This is a genomic window from Limosilactobacillus portuensis, assembly GCF_028607025.1.
GTDB lineage: Bacteria > Bacillota > Bacilli > Lactobacillales > Lactobacillaceae > Limosilactobacillus > Limosilactobacillus portuensis.
This window is the reverse complement of the sequence record NZ_CP117296.1, coordinates 80,354-106,887: the sequence shown is the minus strand read 5'-3', so window position 1 is coordinate 106,887 and position 26,534 is coordinate 80,354. Positions and strand designations below refer to the sequence as shown.

Genomic DNA, 26,534 nt, shown 5'->3' with positions numbered 1-26,534 from the left:
AATGAAATTTTATATTGTAGATGACGACCAATCAATCCTCTATGTTCTGCAGAATATTATTGAGCAAAATTTTAACGATGAAGTTGTCGGGATGACTAGTTCTTCAACTGGCGCATTGCAAGAATTGATGGTTAAGGACGTCGATATTGTCCTTGTCGATCTTTTAATGCCTGAATTATCAGGCGTTGACCTTGTCCGAAAAGTCAAAGATGTGAAACCAAATATTCGCTTTGTCATGATCTCCAAAGTTCAGAACAGCGAAATGCGTGCTGAAGCCTATAAGGCCGGAATTGAATTTTTCATTAACAAACCAATTAATTTAATCGAGGTTCAAGCAGTTCTCAAAAACGTTAAGCAAAGTCTTCAAATGGCGTCTCAGCTATCTTCGATTTCAAAGATGGTTAATAACTTCACTCCCCGATCGCAACCAAAATCAGTTAAAGCTCATCACCAAGCAACTGCTACCCTTAGCTATCTCGGGATGACCTCAGAAAAGGGAACTAGCGATATTCTTAAGATCGCTTCGTTAATGGAAGCGCAGAACGAGAATTACCGGAACCTTGACTTAGAACAATTGATGGACCTTTCTGAGCATGAACGGCGAATAATCGAGCAACGAATTCGCCGGGCAATTAAGGTTGGCTTGGCAAACATCGCCAATAGGTTGATCGATAATCCTTATGATGAGCAATTATCTGATATTTCCAATCTCCTTTTTGGCTACGAAAGTGTCCATAGTGAAATGCTATATCAGCAAGGTAAACGCCCCTCTGGTGGTCGAATTTCTATTCAAAAGTTCTTGGATGGACTCGTTAGTAAAGAATAAAAAGATCTGGAAAACAATTTCCAGATCTTTTTTATTACAGTAGTTTCCAAATTTACTGAGTCTAATCGCGAGAATCAAGCTTCTTTCTACTAGTCCCACTAATGTAAGTAACTTGATAACCGTTTAAGCCCTTCTTTTAAGGTATCTTCTGGAGCGCAATAACCTAAACGAACGTGCTTAGGTGTATCAAAGGCATCTCCCGGAACAAGTAAGACCCCTTCATCCTTTAGCAGGTTTTCGCAGAAGGTATGAATATCAATTGGAACATCTAACTTTGGGAATGAAGTTGAAACCGCTTGGGGCATTACTACTGAAGCGCGATCCTCATTTTCAATCCATTCTTGATAAATCTTTAAATTACCGAGAACCAGCTTTCGATTACGTGCCAACACCTGGTCACGGTGACGAAGAACGTAGGTGGCAAGCAAGTCATTAAAGACCCCGCCACAAATCATTGTATAGTCACGGAATTTCCGAAAGACATCCGCAAGTTCACTATTAGTTGCGGTCCAGCCAATCCGGATTCCTGGTACTGAATAGGTCTTCGAAAGCGAATTAGTCGCAATTCCTTTGTCATAAAGATCAATAATTGATGTAAACTTTGTTGGATCATCTAATGGCAAATAAACTTCATCTACCAAAACATACGCGCCAACCGACTTAGCAATTTCGACAATCTGCTCTAAGAATTGCTTGTCTAAAATTGTCCCGGTTGGATTATTAGCATTGTTTAAGCAAATCATCTTCGTATCAGGACGAATCAACTTTTTCAGCTCATCAATATCAGGGTACCAGTTAGCTTCTTCATGAATATGCCAAAAGTCAACTTCTGCTCCAAGTGACTTAGGGATATCGTATAACTGCTGGTATGAAGGGTATTCTGCAATAACATGATCGCTGGGTTGAATCAGACTATATAGAGCTAAGATGTTGGCACCGGTTGCCCCATTAGTCTGTAGCACATTTTCCGGTTCCACATGTTGGTACAGCTTAGCAACTTCTTGCTTGAATTCAGGTGAACCCTCAATCCAACCATAGTTCATCTTTTGCTGATCCAGCATCTCATAGAACTCTTGACCATTATTATCGTCAAGGTTTAGGACTTCATGCATTGTTAACGAAGCAATTGTACTCTGGGAAATATCATATTTAGCACTCTTTTCCCATTTATTCAACCATGCTTCAACACCAAATGGAGCGATTTCTACCATAAGTCACAGCCTCCTAATTATTAATTGAAATTGTACCGTTACCAATTAAGACTAACGAAGCCACAGCAAAAAGAACGATTAAAACCATGACAACTTTTTCCTTTGTGGTAACAACGTGTTTAAACTCCTTACATGCCTGCAAGTAGAAAATAAAGCCAGGAATAAAGCCGACAGAAACTACCATTACTTGCTTCCAGCCAGACAAAATCATTGCCATTAATTCAAACAAGGTTGCGATTAACCCAATAATAAACTGACCCCATTCATTATTTTGACCGCTATATTCCATTTGGTAAACTCCCACTAAGAAATAACAAATCAGAATCGCAGCCGTACATAAAGTATATGCAAAATTATACGCATAATTAGTGAATAATAATGAGAACAGGAAAATTGATTGAAGCACCCCAGTGATGACTAATGCTCGAGTTGGGGCCTTCTTACTGTTTAACTTTCCCCAAGCGGTTGGCAAGGTTTGGTCATCTGCCATTAACATCAATGATTCAGCTGGCAGCATCGTCCATGAAAGCCAGGAAACTAGCACTGAAATGATTAACCCAATACTAATCAATGCGGCACCCCAACTACCAACTAGGTGTTGCATAATTGCCCCAAGAGCCGGTTGACCACCAGCAGCTAACTGTGCCCGGGTCATTACCCCATAAGGCAAGATCGAAACGACAATGTAGATTGTTAGCAAACTAGCAAGACCGAGAATTGAAGCTCGTTCTGCATCGGTTCGTGTTCGTGCCCGACTTGAAAGCACTGACGCCCCCTCAACACCAACGAACAGCCACATCATAACAATAATTGACGACCGAACTTGGGTAAATAGGGATGTTTGTTTTAGTCCGTGAACGTTTTGAGCAACATTACCCCAAAAGTCTGCCGTAAACATCTTTGCTTTGAACGCAATAATTACACAAATGACGAATACAACTAGCGGAATGATTTTGCATATTGTTCCAATTGAATTTATAAAAGCTGCCGATTCAATCCCCCGGTTAACTAAAAGTGTCAAAATCCAAGTTAAAATAATTGCTGCAATAATGGATACTAGATTTTGACCATTTGCAAATACCTTAGGGAAGAATGTCCCAAACGCACTCATTGTAATCGTGGCAAACGCAATGTTACCAAGCCAAGCCGATAGCCAATACGCCCATCCAGAAATGAACTCACCAAGTGGTCCAAATGCAGCGCCTGCATAACTGAAGATTCCTGAATCCAGATCTGGTCGTTTTTGCGAAAGGTTATTTAGCGATAATACTAACGTTAAGACCCCAATCCCAACAATAATCCATGCTAGAATCGCCGGTCCAGGCGCGGCTGCTGTTGCTAAATCACTTGTTATTCCAAAAACTCCCGAACCAATTGTTGAACCGATAATCAACAACGTTAACTCGGTTGTATTAATTCCTTTTTTCTCGTCCATTAGCATTAACTCCAATCTCTATCCTCAAGCAATAGCCAATATCTTTTATTCAAAATACTGAATATTTATTAATTGACGGTAATTATAACAGGATTGGTGATTACTTTCAATTGGGTTTGATAAATTGGTTGAATTCGGATCTGGGATCAAATAAACTGAGAGATTAACAGGTCATTAGTCTCCCAGTATTTAATGATATTCGCGTTAATGCTAGAGTTAGCGACCTCCTGCAGTAGAGGGTTTCAGCATCCAGTCGGGAGAAATCGCTACTTCTACTGCAACATAGACCAAACGTGTTCGCCGTGACCGCAACTTCCGCCTAGCTATCCCGTCCTTGATTGTAAACAATCATCGTCCGGGATTTTCTAGTGCTCAGTTGCTAATTCGTCACGGCTCACACTCTACTTGTCATACTCCTCAATCTTGAAATCGTGGTCGGTGAGGGTGGCGGTGGTGAGGCTACCGTTCTTTGGACGGACGGTGACATCGTATTTACCGCCACCAAATTTTTCAACAAGGCTTAAGAGGGTATTTCCATGGCTTACCCACAGAACGTTGGCATCTTCAGGAAGATCAGCATGCCGGATCAAGTCAAGTCCTTTATTCATTCGTTCCCAATATTCCTGATTATTTTCCGCATCGTGGAATGGATCGGCTTCCTTCAGCCAATCCTTCGCTTGACCGATGGAACTAGCAAGAACAATTTCCTTAAACGTATTGTAACCATGTGGAGCACCAGCGTTATACCAAGCTAAGTCCATATTCGTTCCCTCATAAGAACCATAAAACTCCTCACGGAAATATGGGGCAATGACTGGTGAATGCACGGAATCAGCTTGGTTCAAATCGAGAATCTCTTGAATAGTTTCCATTGCCCGTGTTGTGTCACTACAAAAAGCCGCATCAAAGTGAATCTCTTTCAGCCGCTCGCCAGCTTTCTTCGCGTCTTGCTTTCCCTTTTCAGTCAACGGTGAATTACTCCATCCCTGAAGCTTATTATAAATGTTGTAATATGTTTGACCATGTCGTACTAAGTAGATATTTAATTTTGTCATGACCCATCCTCCGTTCTTCTGTAATCTCCTTAATTATAGCGCTACCATTAGCGATTTAGAAGCGGAACCAATTCTTTGAAATTGCTTATTCTCGTTTTCACAGCTTCTTCATATTTTCCCATTATTCTTAAAACCAAGATGAAGGAAGGGATTATTAATGATACTAAAAGAAACTACTTCTCAACCTAACATTGTCGCGGCTAAAATCATTGCCATGAGTGCCAAAAAAGTTACCGTAGTGACGGAAGAAGGCCACTTATTGGTAATTCCATTGACCAAGGAATACCGGCAGGACAAAACGATGCTTGAATCCTTAAAAGACATTCTTCGTGCTGGAATTTGGATTCCTGTCAACAAGAAGTTACGCAAGTTATTCAGTCATGACTGGTTAGTAGAACCTGAACCGGCTCCGGTTAAGGTAAATAAATAATTAAATTTTGACAACAATCTTTCTTAGATAAATGTTTCTCGATTGATCTGTGATAGAATGGCTATTGATTTGCTAGTTTTGCTAGCACTAAATAACTATTAAATCTCGATTGCGAGGAACATTCCTAATGAAAAAACTAAGCAAATTCGTGGACACTAGGATCGGGTTCTTCACCCTTCTAGTAGTCCTTTTTTGGTTAAAGACATTATTTGCTTACTTTACTGACTTTAAATTAGGAGCAGAAGGCATTTTTCAATACCTGATTCTGCTAATTAATCCGTTACCAATTACCGCATTAATTTACAGTATTGCCTTTTACTTTAAGCGCTCCCGCTTTTTCTACCCAGTTCTAATGGGATTAGATATTGCTAACACGCTTTTACTGTACCTAAACGTCATCTATTATCGTGAATTTACTGACTTTATGACAATTGCAACCATGACTGGTTATTCAAAGGTTAATCAGGGACTAAGTGGCAGTTCACTAGCCCTCACCAACATTCACGATCTTTTTTATTGGCTTGATATTGTCGTCATTATCATTCTAATGCTATTGCACAAGATCCACTTTGATCCTCGTGCTATCAGCAGTAAATTAGCCTTTGCGTTTACTTCAATGGCATTAACTCTTTTTGGCATTAACCTTTCATTTGCCGAAATGAGCCGACCACAATTACTTACCCGGACGTTCGACCGAACTTACATTGTTAAGTATCTTGGAATTGATGCGTTTACCGGGTATGATGTTTTGAAATCACAACATATTAACAAAATGCGGCAAAGTGCCACAAAATCAGAGTTGCTAAAAGTTAAAAAGTTTACTGATAAACATTATGCATCCCCGAATCCCAAAATGTACGGGATCGCTAAGGGACGCAATGTTATTGTTATCCACCTTGAAAGTTTCCAACAATTCTTAATTGATAAAAAAGTTAACGGGCAAGAAGTTACCCCATTCCTAAACTCCTTATATCATGGCAATGATACTTACGCATTCGATAACTTCTTCCACCAAGTTGGTCAAGGAAAGACCAGTGATGCTGAAAATATGCTTGAAACCAGTACATTTGGGCTTCCTCAAGGGTCACTTTTTGCTACTCTTGGTAGTGATAATACTTTCCAGGGAGCGCCAGCAATTCTAAATCAACGAGCTGGCTATACTAGCGCAGTCTTTCACGGTAACGTTGCCAGTTTCTGGAACCGGAACAACGTATACAAAAACTTAGGATACCAATACTTCTTCGACGCAAGCTACTATGATACTTCTGGTGATAAGGCAACGGGATATGGTCTTAAGGATAAGCTGCTTTTTAAGAACTCCATTAACTACTTGCAAAACTTACAGCAGCCGTTCTATACCAAGTTCATCACTGTTACTAACCACTTCCCATACAGCTTGGACGATGAGGATAAGGATCCTAATTTTCAAACTACCAATACCGGCAACACTACTGTTGACAACTATTTCGTGACAGCCCATTATCTCGATCAATCACTTGCTGAATTCTTTGCTTACCTGCAAAAGACCGGGTTAGATAAAAACTCAGTGATCATGATTTATGGTGACCATTACGGAATTTCGAATTCTGAAAATAAGGCTTTAGCAACCGCCCTTGATCGTAATCCAGATGATTGGACTGACTTTGATAATACTCAACTTCAGCGAGTACCATTAATGTTTGTTATCCCTGGCTCTGGCGGTCACGGAGGAATTTATCACCAATATGGTGGCGAGGTTGATGTCTTACCGACCCTGCTTCACCTTCTTGGGATTAGTACCAAGCGGTATATCCAGTTTGGTACCGACCTCTTCTCTAGTCAGCACAGTCAGGTTGTTGCTTTCCGTAATCATGATTTCGTGACTCCACGTTTCTCCAGCATTAGCGGAACAATTTACGATAATAAGACTGGTAAAATCGCTGAATTAACTGCAAAGCAAAAGAAACAGCTAAAGAAAGATCGCAAGCTTGTTAATACCGAATTATCGCTTTCCGATTCCTTAAACGAAAAGAACCTTCTTCGTTTCTACCATCCAAAGGGCTTCAAGAAAGTTAACCCTGCGAACTACAATTATTCCAATGGTTTGAAGCGCGAAAAACGGATCGAAAAGAAATTAGGAGATAAGTCAACCAGTATCTTCTCGAAGAATGGCGATCGTTCAACCGTTGATGATTACTCAACCGACGCACCTGAACAAAACCACTCTTCAACTGATTCTAACCGAATTAAAATTACTAACCCGGATGGGAATAACAAATAGAGTGTGAGCCAGCAGAGCGTGAAGCCGTAAAGAGCTCCCGGATGATAACGACCGCCGCCTCCGTCTAATTAGTCCAGTCTCGATTGTCTTCCAATCATCGACCGAACTTCCTAGTACTCGGTGGCTAATTCGTCGCGGCTTACACTCTAATTAATTCCAAATTCTCTGCCAAAGGTTTCCGCGGTTGATTGTTTCGGTACTCTGTAACGGAATAGCGAGAGGCTTATTATCAACGGTTCTGATGTCAGAGCCAGTAACTGCGATAGTTCCAAGTCGTTCACCCTTCTTAACCGGTGCCTTCAACCTTGCTTTATGGTTAGTTAAGTGCTTGTAATAACGAGGCTGAATGGTATACTGGGCAGTCTTTTGCATCTGCCATACCGTAAATGAATGTGGTCCAACGGTTAGCATCCGTTTAGTACCATTAGAAACCCGCTTTTGTGATTGCTTTTTATTCAGTGTTAGCACTTGTTGGTGAGCATTTTGAATAAAGTACTGATACAATTTCTGCGTTTGCGTAAATCGAGCATCCTTATCCTTACCGTTAGCATGAAGAACAACAGTAATTAGTCGATGTCCCTGGTAAATTCCTGTACTAGCAAAACAAGCTCCCGCAGCATCAGAAGTCCCGGTCTTTAGACCATCAATTTGCACACCCTCAACGGTATATTTACCACCAGGAAGCATCTTATTCAGGTTTTCAACTTCCTTTGTCTTCCCCTTGGCAATTGTAAACTGAGCTTTAGGTTGACTTGTAACTTTTAGAACACTTGGGTAGTGTTTAACCAAGTACTGCGACAGTAAAGCAACATCCCGTGCAGTCATCGAATTTTCAGCGTTATTACTGATTCCCGCTTGCTTTAATCCTTTCAGGTCACCATTCTTCAACCCAACTGGATTAACAATCGTGGCATCGGTAATTCCTATTTGCCGAGCCTTCTTCTGCATTTTTTCGTTAAACTGTTTAATGGTGCTTCCATCAGCGGTTGCTAATGCCAAGGCCGCCCCATCAGCAGATTTAATCAGAGTTGCATTAAAAAGCTCACGAACCGTGTATGATTGTCCAGCTTGCAACCCAATTGCAGAATAGTTTGAATCGTTAGAAACATCAGCGATCTTTTTACTAATCTTTACTTTGGTATTCCACGTAAGCTGGTGATGATTAATCTCATCTTCAATCACACTTACCGTTAATAGCTTACTAATTGAAGCAATCGGCAGCTTTTCCTCACTATTTTGTTGATAAATAATCTGCCCCGTATCAGCGTCGATCATAATTGCAGATCGACTATCGATCACCTGAGCAGCAGATGCTGTTTGTGGTCTAGCAACCACACAACAAATCATCAGTAACAATGTCGAAAGAAAAGCAATAACCTTTTTCATTTTTATTCTCCAATCAGTTGCCTTTAACCAACTATTTCAACTTTTGTCCCCACTGGTAAATTCTCTTCCATCCATTTAGCGTCTGCCACTGACAACCGAATACAGCCATGTGAGCCTGTGGACTTTCCTAACTTAGCAGCTTCCTTTTTATTATATGACCCGTCTGCATTTGTTGGAACACTGTGGAATAAATATTCTCCATGGTTTAACCAGGAAGTATAGTAGTTAGCGCCTTCCTTTAATCGCGCGTTATAAAAACTATTTCCCCGTTCCTGTTGAACATAAAAAGTACCCGTTGGTGTCATACTTTTCATTTTACCTGTTTTAGGATCTTTTTTATAAATCCCACCAGTTGAATACATAGTGTAGATCACGTGATTACCATCATATAAATACGTGCGGTTAGTCCTTAAATTGACCTTAATACACAAGTGCTTAACCTTGCTCAAATCAGGATATGCCTTTGTTTCAGAAGACTTTTGCCAATCAATTGGTGTCCGCATCTGACTGCTAGAATTAGAAGATGCTGCCGACTTTTGTGCAACTGTTTTTGTAACGGTAGTAGCTGCCGTACTCCCCTGATCATTTGCACTAGTTTTCAGGCTGGAATGAACACCAAAAATAGCAATAAGTAGGCAGAATAACGCATAAATAACGTATCTACTTTTTTTCATTGATTTTACCTTACCCCTTTTAATTCAACTACCAATAAAATCATTTCTATTATATTATAGACTATTAGATAATCAATCGTCTTTTTAATGAATAATACGAGGTAACAAAATGCGTCAAAATTTGAAAATTAGCTATCTTACCGCAATTTTCTTTTTTATCGTTGCAGTGATTTGTGCTAACTTAATTTAATTGGAGATCAGCCCTATGCAAAGTATTAATAGTCTTTTTAGCAATCTTTGGACATACATTGTCACCCACAAATGGTCAAAGGATATTCTGCGAGGAAACATCCTCTTTATTTCTCTCGTAATCATCTATGATCTGTGTCATTTTCAATTAGCGATTATCACATGGGGGATCTTCTTTAAATTTTGGATTATTCTCAACATCTGTTACCTTTTTAAATTATTTCTTGATCTATTTTAGCGACCCTAAAATTGAGGAAGCTGGGAATCAAGCTTCTTAAGAGTCCGTATGGCTAGTCGAGGTTCGATTAGAACCGTTCTCCGTTCGTAACTAGACACTAGGGCTCTGCTTGATTCCCGCAATTAGACTCTATAGATTCGGAGATCGCTAAATATGGATAGAGGATGAGAAAAAACTTGACGTTTTTTCCCATCCTCTTTGCTTTTTTCAATCTTCTGCACTTATGCCTAATCGCTGGAATTAACCAATTTTCATTGATGAACTGTGCGTTGCCAGCCGCTTATTCGGGTAAAGTTTCTTAGCAAGGGCAGTAATTGCAGTCGGCGCTTCGCCAAAAGCAGTTGCAATAAGTGCAGTCTTTCCAGGATAGGTAATCCCATCCCCAATCGCATAAACATTTTCAATATTTGTTTGCATCGTTGAATCAACCTTAATCAAGTTTCGTTCTGCGGCTAAATCAAGCGACCATTGATCAAGTGCCGCATTATTGGACGTAAAGCCATAGTTAACCACAAGCCGATCAACGTTCAAACTTGTCATTTCATCGCTTCGCATCTTCTTTAGTTTCAACGTAACGGATCGATCATCTTCCACTTGAAGTTCCTTTGGCAAAAATGGTGTAACCAGATCCACGCTTGACTTCTTTAAAAGCGAAACAGAATGTTCCATCCCCCGAAACTGATCCCGACGGTGAACTAACGAAACCTGCTTAGCTACGGGTTCAAGCATTAAAGCAATGTCAATTGCTGAATTCCCGCCTCCTAGGACAGCTACTCGTTTATTAACAAAGTCATCGCGGTGAGTAACAAAGTAGTGAAGCTGGTGTCCTTCAATTTCATCTGCTCCATCAAGAGCTAATTTTCGGGGCTTAAATGCACCGTTTCCTAATGCAATCACAATTGCCCGGGAATGCGAAATGCGATCAGCACTCTTAACTGTAAACGTTCCATCTGCTTCCTTTACAACGTCCTCAACAGTCTCACCTGTAAACTGGTCAACCGGAGCCACAGCAAGTTGCTTTTGAAGCTGACTTACTAGTTCATGTCCCGTAACTCCCGGAAGTCCCGCAACGTCCCAGATTTGTTTTTCCGGATAAAGAGCATTAACTTGACCGCCAAGTTGGGGCAAACTTTCAATCAATTGGGCGTTTAATTCATGGAGTCCACAATAAAATGCCGCAAACATTCCTGCGGGACCGCCACCAATAATTGTAATGTCATACATCTTTGCCATTCGTAATGGCTCCTCTCTGTTCTTTTTTCTTATTGTAATTGATTTTTACTAAAATTAAAATTGCGGGGTCTTCATCATTTAGCTATTATTGAAATAAATAACTAGCTAAATGGAGGAAAATATCATGGCCACTAAAAAAATGATCTTGGACCTAGATATCGGGGTCGATGATGCGTTAGCTCTTGCGTATGCAATTGCTGACCCACAGATTGACTTAATTGGGATTGTTGCTTCTTATGGTAATAACTTACTAGAACAAACCGCTAAAAATTCATTACAGCTTCTTGAATTACTCGGCCAAGATGTTCCTGTTTTTAAGGGCCTTAGCCATTCAAGTACTACTGATCATTTCAATGTCATGCAAGTCAGCAAGGAGATCCACGGAAGCAACGGAATTGGTGATATTTCACTCTCCGAACCGCGCCATCAAGTTCAAGAAAAAGATGGTGTCGACTTTATCATTGAGGCGGCCCACCAGTACAGCAAAGATCTCATTATCGTTCCTACTGGCCCATTGACAAATCTTGCTGCTGCACTACATCGGGATCCACAGATTAGCCAATTAATCGGTAATATTACTTTAATGGGTGGTGCGCTAACGGTCGAAGGAAACGTTAGCGATGTTGCCGAGGCGAATATCAATCAAGACGCCGAAGCAGCTAACGAGGTTTTTACCAGTCCATTACCAATTACAATGGTCGGCCTTGACGTTACTTTACGGACCCTCCTCACGAAAAAAGAAACTCAGCAGTGGCGCAATTTGGGAACACGGGCTGGAATTGCTTATGCTGATCTTACCGACTTCTACATTGATGCCTATTACCGGTTAGGAATTGATAAGCGTGGCTGTGCAATTCATGATCCATTGGCAGTTGGCGTGGCAATTGACCCATCATTTGTAACCACCCTTGCCCTGCCAATGAAGGTTATTACCAATAAGCATAATTATGCCCGAACAATCGGTGATAAAACACGGCTGAATGAACCCCACCCAAATGTTAAGGTGGCAATTAACGTTAACCAAGAACGATTTGTTTCCGTCTTTATGAACCACCTGACTAATCTTTTAGCTAATCACTAAATTAACTGTCGAAGAACCCATTTTTGTTGTATGATGGTAATAATAAAAGAAAATTATATGTCTGGGGTGCCACTTGGCTGAGATTAGACCCATTGAACCTGTCTAGATAATGCTAGCGAAGGAAGCGCGTTTTTAATCGACCATTTAAGGAACCATGGCATTTTTTGTCACGGTTCTTTTTCTTTCCCCAAGAAAGGAATCATTATGTTTCATCAATTTCATTTAAAGGACATTATTCTCTTAGCAATCATCGGGATCGTTTTTGGAGTGATCTACTTAGCAACTGGTCTGCTCTACAACGGCTTAACAATTGCCCTGACTCCCTTTGGCTATGGACCAATGGCTAACGATATTACATTAGGTATTTGGTGTATGGCTGGTCCGTTAGCTGGTTTTATGCTCCGTCTTCCTGGTGCCTCATTTCTCGGTGAATTTCTCAGTGCCGTTGTGGAGATGCTCCTCGGTGATCAATGGGGTGTGACCACTCTGCTCTCAGGGCTGGTTCAAGGGATCGGGACTGAGCTCGGTTTTACCTTAACGCTTTATAAAATATACAATTGGGTGACCTTACTCCTCTCCGCAACCACTACCACGATTCTGACATTTGCCTGGGACTGGTTCCGCAATGGTTACAGCCATTTTCCATTTTCAATGTTAATTGTGATGCTGATTGTTCGCTGGTTATCAATGTTTTTCTTTACTGGCATCCTTGTTAAGCTCATTGTTAACCTATTAAACAGAAGTCACGTTCTTCCGAGGTAAAACAAATGGAATCAATCGCTATTCAACACCTGACATTTTCATATGAGGACGGTCAGCCGATCCTTAATGACGTCTCCCTTGAATTACCACTTCATACTTCAATCATCTTTAGCGGGTCCGTTGGCAGTGGAAAAACAACCCTGCTGAAGTTGATCGCTGGCTTGCTTCCAAAATATGGTGGCAGCTGTTCAGGAAAAGTTGCCATTCCCCACGGGCAACGAATTGGAATGCTCTTTCAAGATCCAGCGATGCAATTCACGATGGATACCCCGCAACATGAATTAGAGTTTACCCTAGAGAATCTTCAAGTTCCCCACGAAGAAATCAACAAGCAGGTAAAGAGTGCCCTAAGCTTTGTCGGCTTAGAGAAACTTGCTCAGCAAAAACTAACTACCCTTTCTGGCGGTCAATTACAGCGAGTTGCGTTGGCAATTACAATTGCTATGAAGGCAGAGATCATTCTACTAGACGAACCTTTTTCAAGTATTGATGAAGCTAACCGACAGTTTCTCCTTCAAAAGCTGACCCAACTACAAAATGAAAATGGCACAACGATCATTATCAGCGATCACGATCTCCATAATTACCAAAAGTTTAGTCAGCTTGTTGTTCAGTTTCACAATTCTAAAGTCACTCTACTGTCACACCATGATAGTTTGATGCTTTTAGAAAATGCTAATCACCAACATAGGAACAGACTCACCACTAAGGTTCCGCCGCTAACTGCTAATATCGTTATGGAATTAAAAGATTATGCTGTAAGCCGTAATCAAACTTCCCTTATTAGGCCCACCAGTTTAAATATCATTCAGAACAAAATCACCTTATTAACTGGTCCTAGTGGTGCGGGAAAATCAACTCTCCTCAAATCAATTGCTAAGCTAACTCCTTATCAGGGGGAAATAACATATAAGGGGCAAAATATCCAAAAAATATTCCCCGGGAAATATTATTCCAAGGTCGGTCTAATCTTCCAAGAAACTAATCAGCAATTCTTAAACGTTACTGTCGGTGAAGAATTACTGTTAAGCCTCAAGAATGGTCATAATCCGTTTCTAACTCGAAAGACGGTAACAGAACTTTTAGCAATGGTCGGTTTACCTGACATTAGTCAAAGAATTATTTATTCACTGAGTGGTGGTCAGCGAAAACTCATCCAAAACCTTGTCATGTTGGTAATGGGACAGGAAATTTTGCTAATGGATGAGCCTTTTACTGGCCTCGATCATCAATCACTACAAAAGTTACTGGCACTTATTGAACAAAGTAAGCAATCCTTTCCACAAACGTTGCTAATTGTGAGTCACCAATTGGATTACTTAGCTGGCGTAGTTGATTATCACCTTAACCTTACTAATCAGCAGCTTTCATACCAAGGAGGATCACAAAATGAATCCCAGTATTAAACTTCTCCTCCTTCTCCTCATTTCACTTGAGATTAGCTTTACAAATCAGCTTTATGTAAACCTAATTTTGATCGTCTGTCTTTTGCTCGTTCTTCTTTTTCACCACCTAACATGGCGTCGCTTTATGTGGCTAATGCTAATTCCTTTAATTCCTGGAATTGCAGTTCTGATCACTATTGGTGGATATGGTCCAGGGCATAGTTGGCTTACTGGATGGAGTATGGTAAGCCGTTTTTACGTTTATGTTTTTGCTGGTGGGGTAATGACCTTTACAACCTCAACTCTTGCCCTAGCGCGATCATTAGAACAGAACTGTCATCTCCCCAGTAAGTTTGCCTATGGTACTTTAGCAGCATTAAATATTTTGCCGCGGATTAAGCAAACCGTTATCTCAATTAGGATTGCTGGAAGAATGCGCGGGACTAACCTTCACTGGTGGTCACCAACCCTTTACTTCAAAGCAATCCTTTCAGCTATTAGGTGGTCAGATCAACTGGCTCAGGCAATGGAGACTCACGGTTTCCGTGAAGGACAGCCACGGACTCACACTGTCCAAATCCCAATTTCTTGGTCTGATTGGATAATTTTCATCGTTAGTATCATCATTCTTCAAGTTCTGCTAATTGCACTCCCGCAATAGATCAGGCATAATGAAGAAAAATGATTGGAGATTTTTTCATTATGAATAACGATATTAGTTTATCAAAACGAATCATTGGGGCTCTTTCGTACCTCAGTATTCTTTTTCTTCCGGTAATTTTTCCGCTAATTGTCTGGATTGTTGCTGGAAGCGATAATCCCTGGGTTAAACACCAGGCTAAGTTAGCCTTTTGGACGCAGATTTTCCCATTACTGTACATTATCTTCTGCTTCCTCTTCATTAGCGTAGCAGCTTGGCATTCAATAATTACCAACCTAGGTGCATTCAGTGGGATCCTCTTAACCTTTGCACTGTTAATTGCGTTAATCCTCTATATTTACAATATTGCAATGGCAGTGAAAGTTCTTCTTGGTCGTGAATAGTTTAGCAGTCTTTTAGAAGGAGCTGAGTAAGTAAATGAACACGATTTTTACAATCTTTCTATTACTGACTGCCGTTGTCATCGCTAATATCATTCACCTAATTTATCCGAAAATCCCACTATCAATTTATCAGATCGTAGCCGGGATTTTAATGGCATCCCTGCCAACCACCGCCACTGATTTTACAATGCATCCAGAGTTATTCATGATGGCGGTTATTGCTCCATTAATGTTTAATGACGGTCAAAATCAGTCTTTCAGAGTTTTATCAAAAAACGTTAGAAATATCCTGTCGCTAAGTGTCGGCTTTGCGCTTGTTGCTGTAATTATTATCGGGGCAACTCTTCACTTAGCTTTCCCCAAGCTGTTTACTCTGCCGCTTGCCTTTATGCTAGTGGCAATTATTACGCCAACCGATGCTGTTGCTGTCAAGTCGTTAACCACTAACGTAATGATGCCTGAAAATGTTAATACGACTTTGGAGGTTGAGTCTCTCTTTAACGATGCTTCAGGAATCGTTCTGTTGGATCTCGCGCTTGCTGCTTTTACCTCTGGGACTTTTTCACTTGCTCACGGGATCTGGTACTTCTCTTACGTTTTCTTCGGTGGAATCATCTTCGGGGCAATCTTGGGTAACCTTTTGATTACTCTGCGGATGAAATTAATGAGTCGGCACGTTGATATCGGTTCAATTGTGATCCCGATTAACGTTATGACGCCAGTTGTTATCTACTGGTTAGCTGAAGAATGTCACTTTTCCGGGATTTTAGCGGTTGTCTCCGCAGGGGTTGTTCATAGTATTCTCTATGACCGATTACGTTTAACTTCCGCTAAGGTCCAAATGGCAACAAAAACAATCTGGTCAATTATTAGTGATGCATTAAACGGAATTGTCTTTGTCCTCTTGGGATTATTAATTCCTCAAGTAATTGGTCGAACAACACCCGCTAACCTCTTAAAACTAATTAGTCTCTCGGTAGTCCTTTTCCTAATAATGTTAATTCTTCGGTATGCTTGGGCTCGCTGGCGGTTAGTTAACCTCCATTCACCAAAGGAAGAGCTTAACCGTGATAGTTGGTTGCTTGCTCTAGGGGGCGTTCACGGTACCATCACACTTTCTTTAGCGTTCTCCCTACCGATTATTGTTAGCGGTCATCAATTTGCTTTCCGGAACTCAATTATCCTCATCTCGGCATTAGTAATTCTAACCAGTATCATTGTCGGCGCAATTGCCTTTCCAATGATTCTTCCACGAAAAGCCAACGATTACAGTGCAGCAGAATTTCATAGTGCCCTAGTAAAAACGGTTCAACACGCAATTAATGAGCTAAAATCAAATACTGAAGATCGGGCTGAAAAAGCGATCATTATGGATCAGTTAAGCAGCCAGATGACCCAGTATCACCGTATCAATACAGATGTTTTTGAGAAAATCGCTCGTAAGTCTCATCAATTAGAACTAGAGGTCATCGAGCAACTTGCTGAAGAGGAAAAAATCTCTGAACGCCAAGCAGAATGGTATTCCCGAATTGTCGCTCGTTCAATTTATAACACTGGAAATCATACTTTCATGTCCTTTATTTCCACTGTTATTCACCGAATTAAGTGGCGAATTATCCGGCACCGTAACGGCAAAGTCCAAGCGCAACATCGTCGTCAGCTTGAACAGCACCAACTTCATCCTGACCAGTTTTTATCATTTAAAGAAGTTTTCAACCTTCTTAACCAACGTGTTAATAAATACCTTGATACAATTCAAACCCCTAAAAACGTTAATGAAATTACAATGATTCGTCGAGCTTACCTTCAACGATCGCACTTCTTCAACCGTGATTCACGAGTTGATGCCGATAGAATAAACGCTCTCTTTGTCGAAGCGTTTCAGTTAGAGCACTCGTATGTTCAACAATGTCTCGTTGACGGTAAATTCTCCCAATCACTTGCGAACGCGCTTAATGAACAAATTTCAACTGATGAACTTGTAATGGTCCAATCAATGGAATAAAAATGAAGCTGGAAATCAAGCTTTTTAAGAGTCCGTATGGCTAGTCGAGAACGGAGGTTGGTTCGATTAGAACCGTTCTCCGTTCGTAACTAGACACTAGGGCTTTGCTTGATTCCCGCGATTAAACTCAGTAAATTTGTAAACTATCGGTAATAGCGAGAGGCTGAGAAAAAACGTTTTGTTTTTTCTCAGCCTCTCAATTATTTAAAGTGATAAAATCAATCCAATTACCGCTGGAATAAATTGGAATAACCAAATTTTCTTTGTAGCAGTTAAGGCACCGTATAACCCAACGACTGCAACGAAAATAAGTAATAAGCGTCCTACCATGATCGCCGTGATCCCCGGGAAGATAAACTGACTAATAATTAATAACGCTCCAAGCATCCCGTTGTAGATTCCCTGATTAGCCATTGAAATTCTCGCAGCCTTTTGCCGGAGAAAAGATTCTTCCATGTCAAACGCTTTAGCCTGTTTGGCAGGACTAGCAAACATTTCCAGTACCATAATTCCCAGATGTTCAATTCCAATTAAGATTGTAACGATTTCAAATGCAATTCCCAATTTTTGATTCTCCTATCCGTTTTTGCTTTAACGGTTAATTATAACATTGTTGAAATGAGCTTCCACCTAGATGAAGTTCTACTGTCACAGAGTCAAAACGTGTTCGCCGTGACCGCAACTTCTGGCTAGGTAGCTCCTACTGCAACATAGACCAAACGTGCTCAGCCTAAACTTCCTCGAGCTAATGACCTCCACCTCCGACGACTTACCGCCGTTCGGTGGAGAAATCGTTAGCCACCGGAAGTTTTTAACGGCTTCACAATCTACTTTAAACGTGCTTCGCCCGAGTTTCCTAGAGCTAGCGACCTCCTTCCTAGGCGCAAGTCGCCTTCGTCAGGAGAAATCGCTAGCTTTCCGGAAACTCTTTGGAGCGAAGGCACTCTATCTTACATACCTTCCCAAAAATTTCTCAAGATGGTGGCGGTAGGATTGGGGAGCGTGGGCGAAGGAAGAAGCGTGGGAGGCACCGTTAACAATCCATAATTGCTTAGGTCCTTGAGTAGCCCGATAGTTGGCATACACCATGTCGGTTGGGACAAAATGATCGTTACTCCCATGGATGAAGAGCATTGGCAAATGATTATGGTGCAGACTATTAACGGAGCTAGCCTCCCCAGTAAAGAAGCCGTTACGAACTCGATTAATTAAGCTAAGAGTTTTAATTAATGGCCAACGAATTGGTGTTGGAATGTTATATAAGTTGCCGGCTTCATAGTTAAGTTCATCATTAAGGCTACTGTATCCACAATCTTCAACATAGGCCTTCACCTGTTTTGGCATGTGAATCCCACTTGTCATCATCGTTGTGGCTCCACCCATGCTGACCCCATAAATTACAACTTGGCTATTTTGACCATTATGGGTAATCAGTTTTTGCGTCCACTTACGGACATCATAACGTTCCGGCCAGCCATAGCCAATATATTTCCCCTGACTTTGACCATGTGCACGAGCATCCGGCATCAAACCGTTGTACCCCATCTGGTGAAACAGCGTCGCATACTCGCCCATTTTTTCTTTATTCCCCATAAAGCCATGAAGAATTACCACGTTCTTAGTCGTTTGGTGACTTGCAGGAATATAATCCGCCACCAACCGGTAATCCTTAGTGGCAGATTTCATTGTCCATTGCTGTTTTTTAGCATGTTTAAACCACATCTTCTGGTCATATAGCGGATCACTTTTTTCGATTCGCTGGTTATTATTAACGAATGACTTATGCCCCGGAACCATTCCAACGTGGAAAAAATAAGATCCTGCACCGAAAAGAGTAATTCCAAGCACTACTAATACCGTGACTAAGCCGCGACGTATCCAATGCTTTTGTTTCTTTTTTTGTGAACTCAAAATAATTAACCCCATGTTGCATTTTTATTAACGTTCATGATTTTATCACAGAATATTTTTAATTGCACATTTTTCCACGAAACGTGGCTTCCAATGTTAAAATAAAGGTTAGTATTAAAGGGAGTGACTTGATGTTTCCAGAAAGATTACGTGCCTTACGTAAAGGGCAAAAGATCACATTAAAAGAATTAGCTGAACACCTCAACCAAAACCTCGGTCCTAACGAAAAGCCAAATACCGCTTCACAAATTGGTAACTGGGAACGGGGAATCCGGACGCCATCTTACATTGAAGCCCGCAAGCTTGCCGAGTTCTTTGATGTCAGTCTTGACTACCTTACCGGAAAGTCAGATCGAGACGACTTTGACCTTGCCAAATTATTAATTTCCGCTCGCAATTTAACCTTTAACCAAACTGATATTGGGAGCGATGACCGTTACGAAATTTTCCAACTGATCGATGGTTATTTAAAGGGACGGAATAACCGTCTTGATACTGACAAATTCTATGGAAAACAAGAACAGCTTAATCTAAAGCTAAAGTGAGGAGTTATTATGAATCCAAAGCAATTAAAGAAGCTTAAGAAGCGCGTTAAAAAGGCCCAGAAAACTCTTCAACAGCCCAAATATATTGAAGAACTTACTCAATATCGTGACTTATTTGATCCCTTTCCGGAAGTTAAATTCTTAATTAATAATGCCTTAGAAAGTGACCGCTTACTTAAAAAAGGTCTCTTACCACAACCACTACCCCACCTTCTTCTTCCTGATGACATTCAAGATCAAGTATTTACGTACGTTAACCAGCATTACCCAAAGGGCGATCCCCAGGGTGACGCTTTATGGGATAAATATTCGGCAGCCCTGCCTAAACTTGATAAGGCTCTTCGCAATTTCCGTGACTACCTTGAAGATACTTATGGCATGTGGTCATACGTCAATGCTCCCTTTGCCAAGGCATTAGCGGAATACTTAAATGGTGATCCAGTTCTCGAAATTATGGCTGGAAACGGCTATATCTCTAAGGGAATCCGGAATAATAACCCTACGGAAAAGCTCTTTACTACTGATAGTCAAGCCTGGACTAAGGAGAATGAGACCGGTAAACACCCTGTCACCCAAATTGAAAAGTTAGATGCCATCGAGGCAATTAAAAAATATGGTAATCAGGTTAAATTCGTCATTATGTCTTGGGCACCAGATAAGCAGGAGACCGATTGGGAAGTTCTCCAGCTTCTCAGAAAGGATTACCCAGAAATTAACCTTCTCGTAATCGGTGAGAAGAATGGTGCAACTAATTCAAAGACCTTCTGGCATAATGCTCAGTTAAGTCAGGATGAAGCATTGCAAAAGGTTAACCGGCAACTTCATTCATTCGACTTAATCGACGAGCAAATTTACATCGCAAGGTAACTAAAGACCGCAAACTTTTTAGTGGCGGGTCTTTTTTTGTGGATGCCCTAGTAATTCAAGTTATTATTCGATACAATATTGCAAGTTTGGAATTTTTAAAGAAAGGAAAACTGTCCGGCATTCTGTCGATCAGTAAGGGTTGAATACAATGAAATACCGTCTCCAATCAATTTTATTTGTGTTTGTTGCGTTTATGCTCGGGTGTAATGAATACATGATCGTTGGTGTTCTTCCCGATATTGCACACCAATATCATGATTCATTATCAACGCTTGGACTGCTCGTAACTGTCTTTGCACTTGTTTATGCTATTTTCACCCCGATTATTACATCACTCGCGAACCGCTGGCGACGACACCACGTTTTGCTCGTCTTGATGGTGGTATTTTTTATCGGCAATACCTGGACTACTCTTGCTAGCAACTTTATTTCAATGCTTTTCTCACGGGTACTAACAGCTACCGTTGCCGGAGCAATTATTTCAATCGTGTTAGTAATGGCTAGCTTTGTAGCTCCACGAGAAAAGCGGGCTAGTCTGGTTTCCTGGGTTTTTGCCGGCTTTAGTATCGCCTCCGTTATTGGGATTCCAATCGGTACGGTAATCAGTACTACTTTCTCGTGGCACGACAGTTTCTGGATGATTTCTGGTTTAACGATTTTTGTCTTTATTTCCTTAATTTGGCTGGTTCCAAAAGACACACCACAATTCAAGAGTACTTTAAGCAAGCAATTCACTCTCTTAAAAGATACTCGGGTCCTCCTTGGGGTTATCTTTATCGTTACGGTCTGTGCCGCTGATTACACTATCTATACTTATATCCGGCCATTAATCACTAATGAAATGGGCTTTAGTAACATCTGGCTAAACTGGTTGCTGTTCGGTATGGGGATCTTCTTTATCATCGGAAATAAGTTTGGTGGCTACATTGCTGATAATGGCGGGATTCATCGGTTAGGCGGAATTTACATTGCAATGACGATCCTCTACCTCCTCTTTGGACCATTACTTTCATTCAAGTGGGTTGCTATTATCATCGTTGCATTACTTTGTGTTGCCTTCTCCTCCTATGGTTCCTCAACCCAGCTAATGTTCCTTGACATTGCTGAAAAAGAGTATCCGCAGTCATTAGATCTTGCCTCATCCCTTAACTCAATCTTCGCTAACATCGGGATTTCTCTTGGATCATTCACCGCTTCTCAAGCCGTGGCCTTTTTGCCGATGCGCAACTTAGGCTACGTCGGTGCGGTTTATGGCCTTGCCGCAACAATCCTCGTCTTAGTTCTAAGTAAGAAATATACTGGAATGCGTTTTTAAAGATCAACATTCATTTTAATAATAGAAAGAAGCTGACGAAAACCAAAGGATTCGTCAGCTTCTTTCTATTATTAAATATTAAAATATTTTTTAGTGGATAAACGTACAATATGCGAATAACAGAAGAACGAACAAAACAAAGTAACCAAAGAAATACCATTCTCTCATTTCGATCACCCCTCGTTATTATTGTAAGCCCTTTCAGTAAAGAAAGCTAGCAATTAGGAAAAAGAAAAAGCGGACCTAGAGCTGTATTAACAACTCTAGGCCCGCTCCGTGTATTGATACTATCTCAGGAAACCAGCCAGTGTCCACTCCGACTATTTCCGGGCACCTCACAATCCGGTGAGTTTTGTGCCCCACATTCGAAATGTCTTATGGTAGCTATTTGGGTTGCTACCAGACCTCTCGACTCATCGCAAAGAATAATCTAACACGAATGAGCTATTTGCGCAAGTCTTATGCCTCTGCTCGTGCTTCCATCACATCGGCAAGATGCTCAGCAAGCCACTCTTGAAGCCGTTCGACAAGGGGATCAATATTTCCTGCCAAGTCAGTTTCGTTAGCTAACTCGTCGATCCGTAGCCCAGACTTATTTACATCTTTGCTCTCCATTACCATATAGAGATTTACCGGGTAACTAATCTCCTTATCCAAAAGCTTGCCGTCTAGCCGTTCAGCTTCTGCCATTGGAATATTGATCAGGTTGGTATCAAGATGAAAAACCACTGGATCACCTTTCTTGACTCTAATAGTGATTTGATACTTTCCTAAATGCCCTGTATCCAGTGCTTCAATCACTGCCTCGATTGCTTTCTTTAACATTGTTTTTTGTTGAACCTTTGATGCGGTTGTCTCATTTTCAGTAATAAGTACCTTGTTTCCAACAACCTGATCTAAATAATCTGCAACTGTTAATTTCATATTCCGTCTCTCCTTACCGGATCAAAAAAATGTGGTTAATCCACCATCCGGAAATGATCAATCAACCACATTTTACTAAAGATCACGGTAAAGCTCAATCAAGCCAATAGATCCGCAATTTGATCCGTTGGAATTCCTGTAATGTATTGCTGGGTACCATTTTCATTTAAAACTTTTGCAATTGCGTCATGGTCATACTTAACTCCCTGAAGTTTGGCCGCTAATTCATTAATATCTTGTGGACCAAAGAAGTCACCATAGAACTTTACGTTCTTAATCACACCATCTTTAACATCAAACCGGGCATCGATTGTTCCCATGTCAAAGTGCTTCCGCCGTTTAATGGTAAATTCAGGAGACTTGCCGTAGACCCAGTCCCAGTTGTTATAGTACTGTTCATAAATCTTATCAATTTCCTTTTGATCTTCTGGAGTAACCACGTATTGCTTATCCTTAATCTCATCTAAGCTATCCACGTGGAAGAGTCCCTTAATCAAGTCATCACGGAGGGTTGGCACATCAATATCCTGATATTCCTTATCAAGGAATGGACGTAAGTTAGTAACCCGTGACCGAACTGACTTAATTCCCTTTGATGCGATCTTATCCTTAGCAACATGGAGGGCATCCGCAACAACGCTCAGATCAACATTTAACATCAATGTACCATGTGAGAATGTCTTGCCATTCCGTGAATACATTGCATTACCAGAAAACTTCTTACCATCAACTAAGATATCATTCCGGCCACTAACTTCTGCAGTCGTTGCCCCCATTTTATGCAAAACATCAACAATTGGTTGGGTAAAGGACTTAAAGTCACCGAATTCTTCACTATCGCTTGGGACAACAAAACTAAAGCAGAGATTGCCGAGATCTTGGTAAACAGCACCACCACCGGAAAGTCGCCGGGTTACCCGAATATTATGCTCCTTAACGTAATCTTGGTTGATTTCTTCAAGAGTATTCTGGTTTCGTCCAACAATGATGCATGGTTCTTCATAGTAAAAAAGCACTAATGGTTCCCGACCAAAATCCTTATCATTCATCAAATACTGTTCGGTTGCCAAGTTCATCCCAATATTGTGGGAAGTCATTGAAACATATCGCATATTAATTACAACTCCTTTGTGAAGATTCTAACTATTATTAGACTAAATTCGGTAAATTGTCCTTTAATCTACTTTTAAAGTTTAGTCCTATTTGCAACCGTTTTCAATCATGGAAATTAATTTTACTAAAATTATATTTTTATTAACTGCGATTTAAGATAAACATTTATAATTAAAGTAAAGAGTTCGAAAGGAAGTAAGTCCGATGAAGGATATGCAATATCAAAACATCGTTGCGGCAATCGACGGTTCAAAGGCAACCATCCCCGTGTTAACAGCGGCAGTTAAATCTGCACTTCAAAATCATGCCCACCTGGATCTCCTCACGATTGAACAAATAGGCCAAATTACTGACGGCTATATTACTGACACAACGGTCAGCAGCGAGCAAACCTATAGTTTAGTGGAAGCTACTAAAGAACGGTTAGAAGATCTTAAAATGCGCGCTTGGAAAATGGGGCTTCTTGACGTTAGTATCCACATTCGTTTCGGTAATCCCAAACGGGTCATTGCTGAGGACTTCCCCAAAGATCACCATAGCGATTTAATTGTTATTGGTACCACGGGACTTTCAAGCGTTGAACGGTTTGTTCTTGGTTCAGTTACTAATTACGTTAACCGTAACGCCCTCTGTGATGTTCTTGTTGTTCGGACGGAAGATAATAATTAGGAGGAACTTGTGAAAAAATTGTCGCAGGAGTTGTCCCTCACGTTGACGCAGGAAAAACAACCCTTTCAGAAGCGCTTCTTTACCGTGGAGGAACGCAACGACAACTGGGACGGGTTGATAATGGAGATTCTTTTCTTGATCCGAACACCCTTGAAAAGCAACGTGGAATCACTATCTTTTCTCATCAAGCAAGTGTCACTTATGACAACCTCCACCTCACCCTGCTTGATACTCCAGGACACGTTGATTTTGCTGGACAAACTGAACAGGTGCTCCCCGTTCTTGACTACGCTATTCTAGTCGTTTCAGCAACTGATGGAATTCAGGGATCTACCCGAACGTTATGGCGACTCCTAGAGAAATACCAAGTTCCAACCTTTATTTTCATCAATAAGACAGACGTCGTTGGTGCTGAACCAGTCAAAGTAGTTCAAGAATTACAGACAGAATTTTCTCCCGCCTGTTTACCATTTTCTGAACCATTAACTGCCGATACAATTGAGGCAATTGCAATGACCGATGATGAGGTTTTAAGTGCTTATCTTGAATCCGGTGAACTTAGCGGTGACGTAATCCAGCAATTAATTAACCAGCAGAAGGTTTTTCCAGTTTATTCTGGTGCAACCTTGAAATTAACGGGAATTGATGATTTTATTGCTGGTCTTTCTAAATGGACCGTTAAGCCATCACTATCGACAGAATTTCAGGGACGCGTTTTTAAGATTTCTCATGATAACAAGGGAGAACGCCTTACCTGGGTTCGGGTTCTTGGCGGCAGTCTCAAGGCAAAGGAAGAACTCATCCCAAATGAAAAGGCTAATCAATTGCGTGTCTATAATGGTGCTAAGTTTACAGTCGTTCAAGAAATTTCAGCCGGTGACGTCTGTGCAGTTACTGGTCCTACCACAACCTTTCCGGGTCAGGGATTAGGGACTGCTGATGATTTACCACTCAACGAAATTCAACCAGTTCTTAGTTATGCAGTTAACTTAAACGGCACCGATCCCCATAAGTGCTTATTGGCATTACGAGAACTAGAAGACGAAGAACCCCACCTTAATGTTCAATGGTCAGAACACCTTCAGGAAATTCATCTTCAAATCATGGGAGAAGTCCAGCTTGAAACCATTCAGCAACTTCTTGACCAGCGATACGGGATCAGTGTCACCTTTGATGAAGGAAACATTCTTTATCAGGAAACCATTACTTCAAGGGTAATCGGCATTGGGCACTTTGAACCACTGCGGCACTATGCTGAGGTTCACTTTTTAATTGAACCCGGCAATTCAGGAAGTGGCCTATCCTTCGCTAACGAGTGTAGTGTTGATATTCTTAACCATAATTGGCAGGAACAGGTAATGACCAGTTTACGGGATAAGGAACATCGGGGCGTCCTAACTGGTGCGCCGTTAACGGATGTCAAAATCACCCTAGTTAACGGTCGCGGAAGTATTGTTCACTCTGTTGGGGCGGGGACTTCCGCGAAGCAACTTCTCGGGCCGTTCGTCAAGGATTAATGGAACTTAAACAAGCTGGGAACTGCGAACTCCTTGAGCCTTGGTATCAATTCAGGTTAACTGTTAGCCAGGAACATGTTGGTCGTGCGATTAACGACATTCAGCAGATGGCCGGTACATTCAAGCTTAACGAAAATAATTCCAATTCGTCCACCACCGTTATTACAGGAACTGCTCCAGTAACCGAGATGCGCAAATACGCATCAGTAGTCCGAGCGTATACTCATGGACAAGGGCAGCTTGAATTAACGGTCAGTGGCTACCAAAAGTGTCATAACGCTGATGAGGTTATTACAAAAGCAAACTATAACCCGACCGCTGATTTGGCTAACACCCCAGATTCTGTTTTCTGTGCTCACGGTGCTGGCTATCCTGTTAAATGGGATCAAGTCCCAGCAATGGCACACGTAAAAGATAACTAAAATGAGGTCTGAAAAAACGTTTTGTTTTTTCAGACCC

At 41.1% G+C, this 26,534-nt stretch carries 23 protein-coding genes, 1 pseudogene and 1 riboswitch; of the genes and pseudogenes, 14 read left to right on the top strand and 10 right to left on the bottom strand.

Annotation, left to right across the window (positions count from 1 at the left end):
* The first annotated feature begins 1 nt into the window (after position 1).
* Complete coding sequence (locus tag PRK60_RS00515; RefSeq protein WP_102168377.1) at positions 2-826, top strand: DNA-binding domain-containing protein; 825 nt, start codon at positions 2-4, stop codon at positions 824-826.
* A gap of 98 nt (positions 827-924) precedes the next feature.
* Here the strand turns inward: PRK60_RS00515 and PRK60_RS00510 are convergent, their stop codons facing one another.
* From PRK60_RS00510 to PRK60_RS00500, 3 genes are all read right to left on the bottom strand, one after another.
* Positions 925-2,037 (bottom strand): aminotransferase, encoded by a 1,113-nt coding sequence (locus tag PRK60_RS00510; protein ID WP_273646110.1) that lies wholly within the window; start codon positions 2,035-2,037, stop codon positions 925-927.
* Positions 2,038-2,050: 13 nt separating this feature from the next.
* The gene (locus PRK60_RS00505) at positions 2,051-3,472 is read right to left on the bottom strand and encodes a basic amino acid/polyamine antiporter (RefSeq protein ID WP_102168379.1); all 1,422 of its coding nucleotides are present in this window, start codon (positions 3,470-3,472) and stop codon (positions 2,051-2,053) included.
* Positions 3,473-3,873: 401 nt separating this feature from the next.
* Complete coding sequence (locus tag PRK60_RS00500; RefSeq protein WP_102168380.1) at positions 3,874-4,527, bottom strand: histidine phosphatase family protein; 654 nt, start codon at positions 4,525-4,527, stop codon at positions 3,874-3,876.
* A 157-nt stretch (positions 4,528-4,684) separates the two neighbouring features.
* Between PRK60_RS00500 and PRK60_RS00495 the strand changes: the two genes are divergently transcribed.
* Positions 4,685-4,957: a hypothetical protein gene (locus PRK60_RS00495; RefSeq protein ID WP_102168381.1), complete on the top strand. Its 273-nt coding sequence runs from the start codon at positions 4,685-4,687 to the stop codon at positions 4,955-4,957.
* A 127-nt stretch (positions 4,958-5,084) separates the two neighbouring features.
* On the top strand, positions 5,085-7,217 hold the full coding sequence (locus PRK60_RS00490; RefSeq protein WP_273646108.1) for an LTA synthase family protein: 2,133 nt from the start codon (positions 5,085-5,087) through the stop codon (positions 7,215-7,217).
* A 150-nt stretch (positions 7,218-7,367) separates the two neighbouring features.
* Here the strand turns inward: PRK60_RS00490 and PRK60_RS00485 are convergent, their stop codons facing one another.
* From PRK60_RS00485 to PRK60_RS00475, 3 genes are all read right to left on the bottom strand, one after another.
* Complete coding sequence (locus PRK60_RS00485) at positions 7,368-8,603, bottom strand: D-alanyl-D-alanine carboxypeptidase family protein (RefSeq protein WP_273646107.1); 1,236 nt, start codon at positions 8,601-8,603, stop codon at positions 7,368-7,370.
* 23 nt (positions 8,604-8,626) lie between these two features.
* Positions 8,627-9,277, bottom strand: a complete 651-nt coding sequence (locus tag PRK60_RS00480; RefSeq protein WP_273646106.1) for a L,D-transpeptidase — start codon at positions 9,275-9,277, stop codon at positions 8,627-8,629.
* Between the two features lie 667 nt (positions 9,278-9,944).
* On the bottom strand, positions 9,945-10,937 hold the full coding sequence (locus tag PRK60_RS00475; protein WP_102168386.1) for an NAD(P)/FAD-dependent oxidoreductase: 993 nt from the start codon (positions 10,935-10,937) through the stop codon (positions 9,945-9,947).
* A 124-nt stretch (positions 10,938-11,061) separates the two neighbouring features.
* Here PRK60_RS00475 and PRK60_RS00470 point away from each other — a divergent pair, with 124 nt between their 5' ends.
* The 6 genes from PRK60_RS00470 (at position 11,062) to PRK60_RS00445 (ending at position 17,214) form a co-directional block, all read left to right on the top strand.
* Positions 11,062-12,018, top strand: a complete 957-nt coding sequence (locus PRK60_RS00470; protein ID WP_102168387.1) for a nucleoside hydrolase — start codon at positions 11,062-11,064, stop codon at positions 12,016-12,018.
* A 52-nt stretch (positions 12,019-12,070) separates the two neighbouring features.
* Positions 12,071-12,160: riboswitch (TPP riboswitch) on the top strand.
* Positions 12,161-12,222: 62 nt separating this feature from the next.
* Positions 12,223-12,780 carry an ECF transporter S component gene (locus PRK60_RS00465; RefSeq protein ID WP_102168388.1) on the top strand — a complete coding sequence of 186 codons (558 nt, stop codon included), beginning with the start codon at positions 12,223-12,225 and terminating at the stop codon, positions 12,778-12,780.
* A gap of 5 nt (positions 12,781-12,785) precedes the next feature.
* Positions 12,786-14,186 (top strand): ABC transporter ATP-binding protein, encoded by a 1,401-nt coding sequence (locus PRK60_RS00460; protein WP_102168389.1) that lies wholly within the window; start codon positions 12,786-12,788, stop codon positions 14,184-14,186.
* A complete protein-coding gene (locus PRK60_RS00455) occupies positions 14,170-14,826 on the top strand; it encodes an energy-coupling factor transporter transmembrane component T family protein (protein WP_148444509.1) in 657 nt (218 codons plus the stop codon). The genes PRK60_RS00460 and PRK60_RS00455 overlap by 17 nt, the downstream gene beginning before the upstream one ends.
* A gap of 41 nt (positions 14,827-14,867) precedes the next feature.
* A complete protein-coding gene (locus PRK60_RS00450; RefSeq protein WP_148444510.1) occupies positions 14,868-15,209 on the top strand; it encodes a magnetosome magnetite crystal formation protein family in 342 nt (113 codons plus the stop codon).
* Positions 15,210-15,243: 34 nt separating this feature from the next.
* Complete coding sequence (locus PRK60_RS00445) at positions 15,244-17,214, top strand: cation:proton antiporter (RefSeq protein WP_273646102.1); 1,971 nt, start codon at positions 15,244-15,246, stop codon at positions 17,212-17,214.
* A gap of 204 nt (positions 17,215-17,418) precedes the next feature.
* Here PRK60_RS00445 and PRK60_RS00440 read toward each other — a convergent pair whose 3' ends face one another.
* Both PRK60_RS00440 and PRK60_RS00435 read right to left on the bottom strand, forming a co-directional pair.
* Positions 17,419-17,778, bottom strand: coding sequence for a DUF1304 domain-containing protein (locus tag PRK60_RS00440; RefSeq protein ID WP_102168393.1), 360 nt, complete (start codon positions 17,776-17,778; stop codon positions 17,419-17,421).
* Positions 17,779-18,159: 381 nt separating this feature from the next.
* Complete coding sequence (locus tag PRK60_RS00435; protein WP_273646101.1) at positions 18,160-19,140, bottom strand: alpha/beta hydrolase; 981 nt, start codon at positions 19,138-19,140, stop codon at positions 18,160-18,162.
* A 116-nt stretch (positions 19,141-19,256) separates the two neighbouring features.
* On the opposite strand from PRK60_RS00435, the gene PRK60_RS00430 reads away from it, so the two are divergent.
* The 3 genes from PRK60_RS00430 (at position 19,257) to PRK60_RS00420 (ending at position 21,852) form a co-directional block, all read left to right on the top strand.
* Positions 19,257-19,670 (top strand): helix-turn-helix domain-containing protein, encoded by a 414-nt coding sequence (locus PRK60_RS00430; protein ID WP_102168395.1) that lies wholly within the window; start codon positions 19,257-19,259, stop codon positions 19,668-19,670.
* A gap of 9 nt (positions 19,671-19,679) precedes the next feature.
* Complete coding sequence (locus PRK60_RS00425; protein WP_102168396.1) at positions 19,680-20,537, top strand: SAM-dependent methyltransferase; 858 nt, start codon at positions 19,680-19,682, stop codon at positions 20,535-20,537.
* Between the two features lie 148 nt (positions 20,538-20,685).
* Positions 20,686-21,852, top strand: coding sequence for an MFS transporter (locus PRK60_RS00420; RefSeq protein WP_273646100.1), 1,167 nt, complete (start codon positions 20,686-20,688; stop codon positions 21,850-21,852).
* Positions 21,853-22,311: 459 nt separating this feature from the next.
* Here PRK60_RS00420 and PRK60_RS00415 read toward each other — a convergent pair whose 3' ends face one another.
* Positions 22,312-22,776, bottom strand: coding sequence for a hypothetical protein (locus PRK60_RS00415; protein WP_102168398.1), 465 nt, complete (start codon positions 22,774-22,776; stop codon positions 22,312-22,314).
* A 98-nt stretch (positions 22,777-22,874) separates the two neighbouring features.
* Positions 22,875-23,888 carry a lipoate--protein ligase gene (locus tag PRK60_RS00410; protein WP_273646098.1) on the bottom strand — a complete coding sequence of 338 codons (1,014 nt, stop codon included), beginning with the start codon at positions 23,886-23,888 and terminating at the stop codon, positions 22,875-22,877.
* 205 nt (positions 23,889-24,093) lie between these two features.
* On the opposite strand from PRK60_RS00410, the gene PRK60_RS00405 reads away from it, so the two are divergent.
* Together PRK60_RS00405 and PRK60_RS00400 are read left to right on the top strand one after the other, a co-directional pair.
* Positions 24,094-24,558, top strand: a complete 465-nt coding sequence (locus PRK60_RS00405; RefSeq protein ID WP_102168400.1) for a universal stress protein — start codon at positions 24,094-24,096, stop codon at positions 24,556-24,558.
* A gap of 17 nt (positions 24,559-24,575) precedes the next feature.
* Positions 24,576-26,497 (top strand): annotated as a pseudogene (locus PRK60_RS00400) (GTP-binding protein).
* Positions 26,498-26,534: the final 37 nt, after the last annotated feature.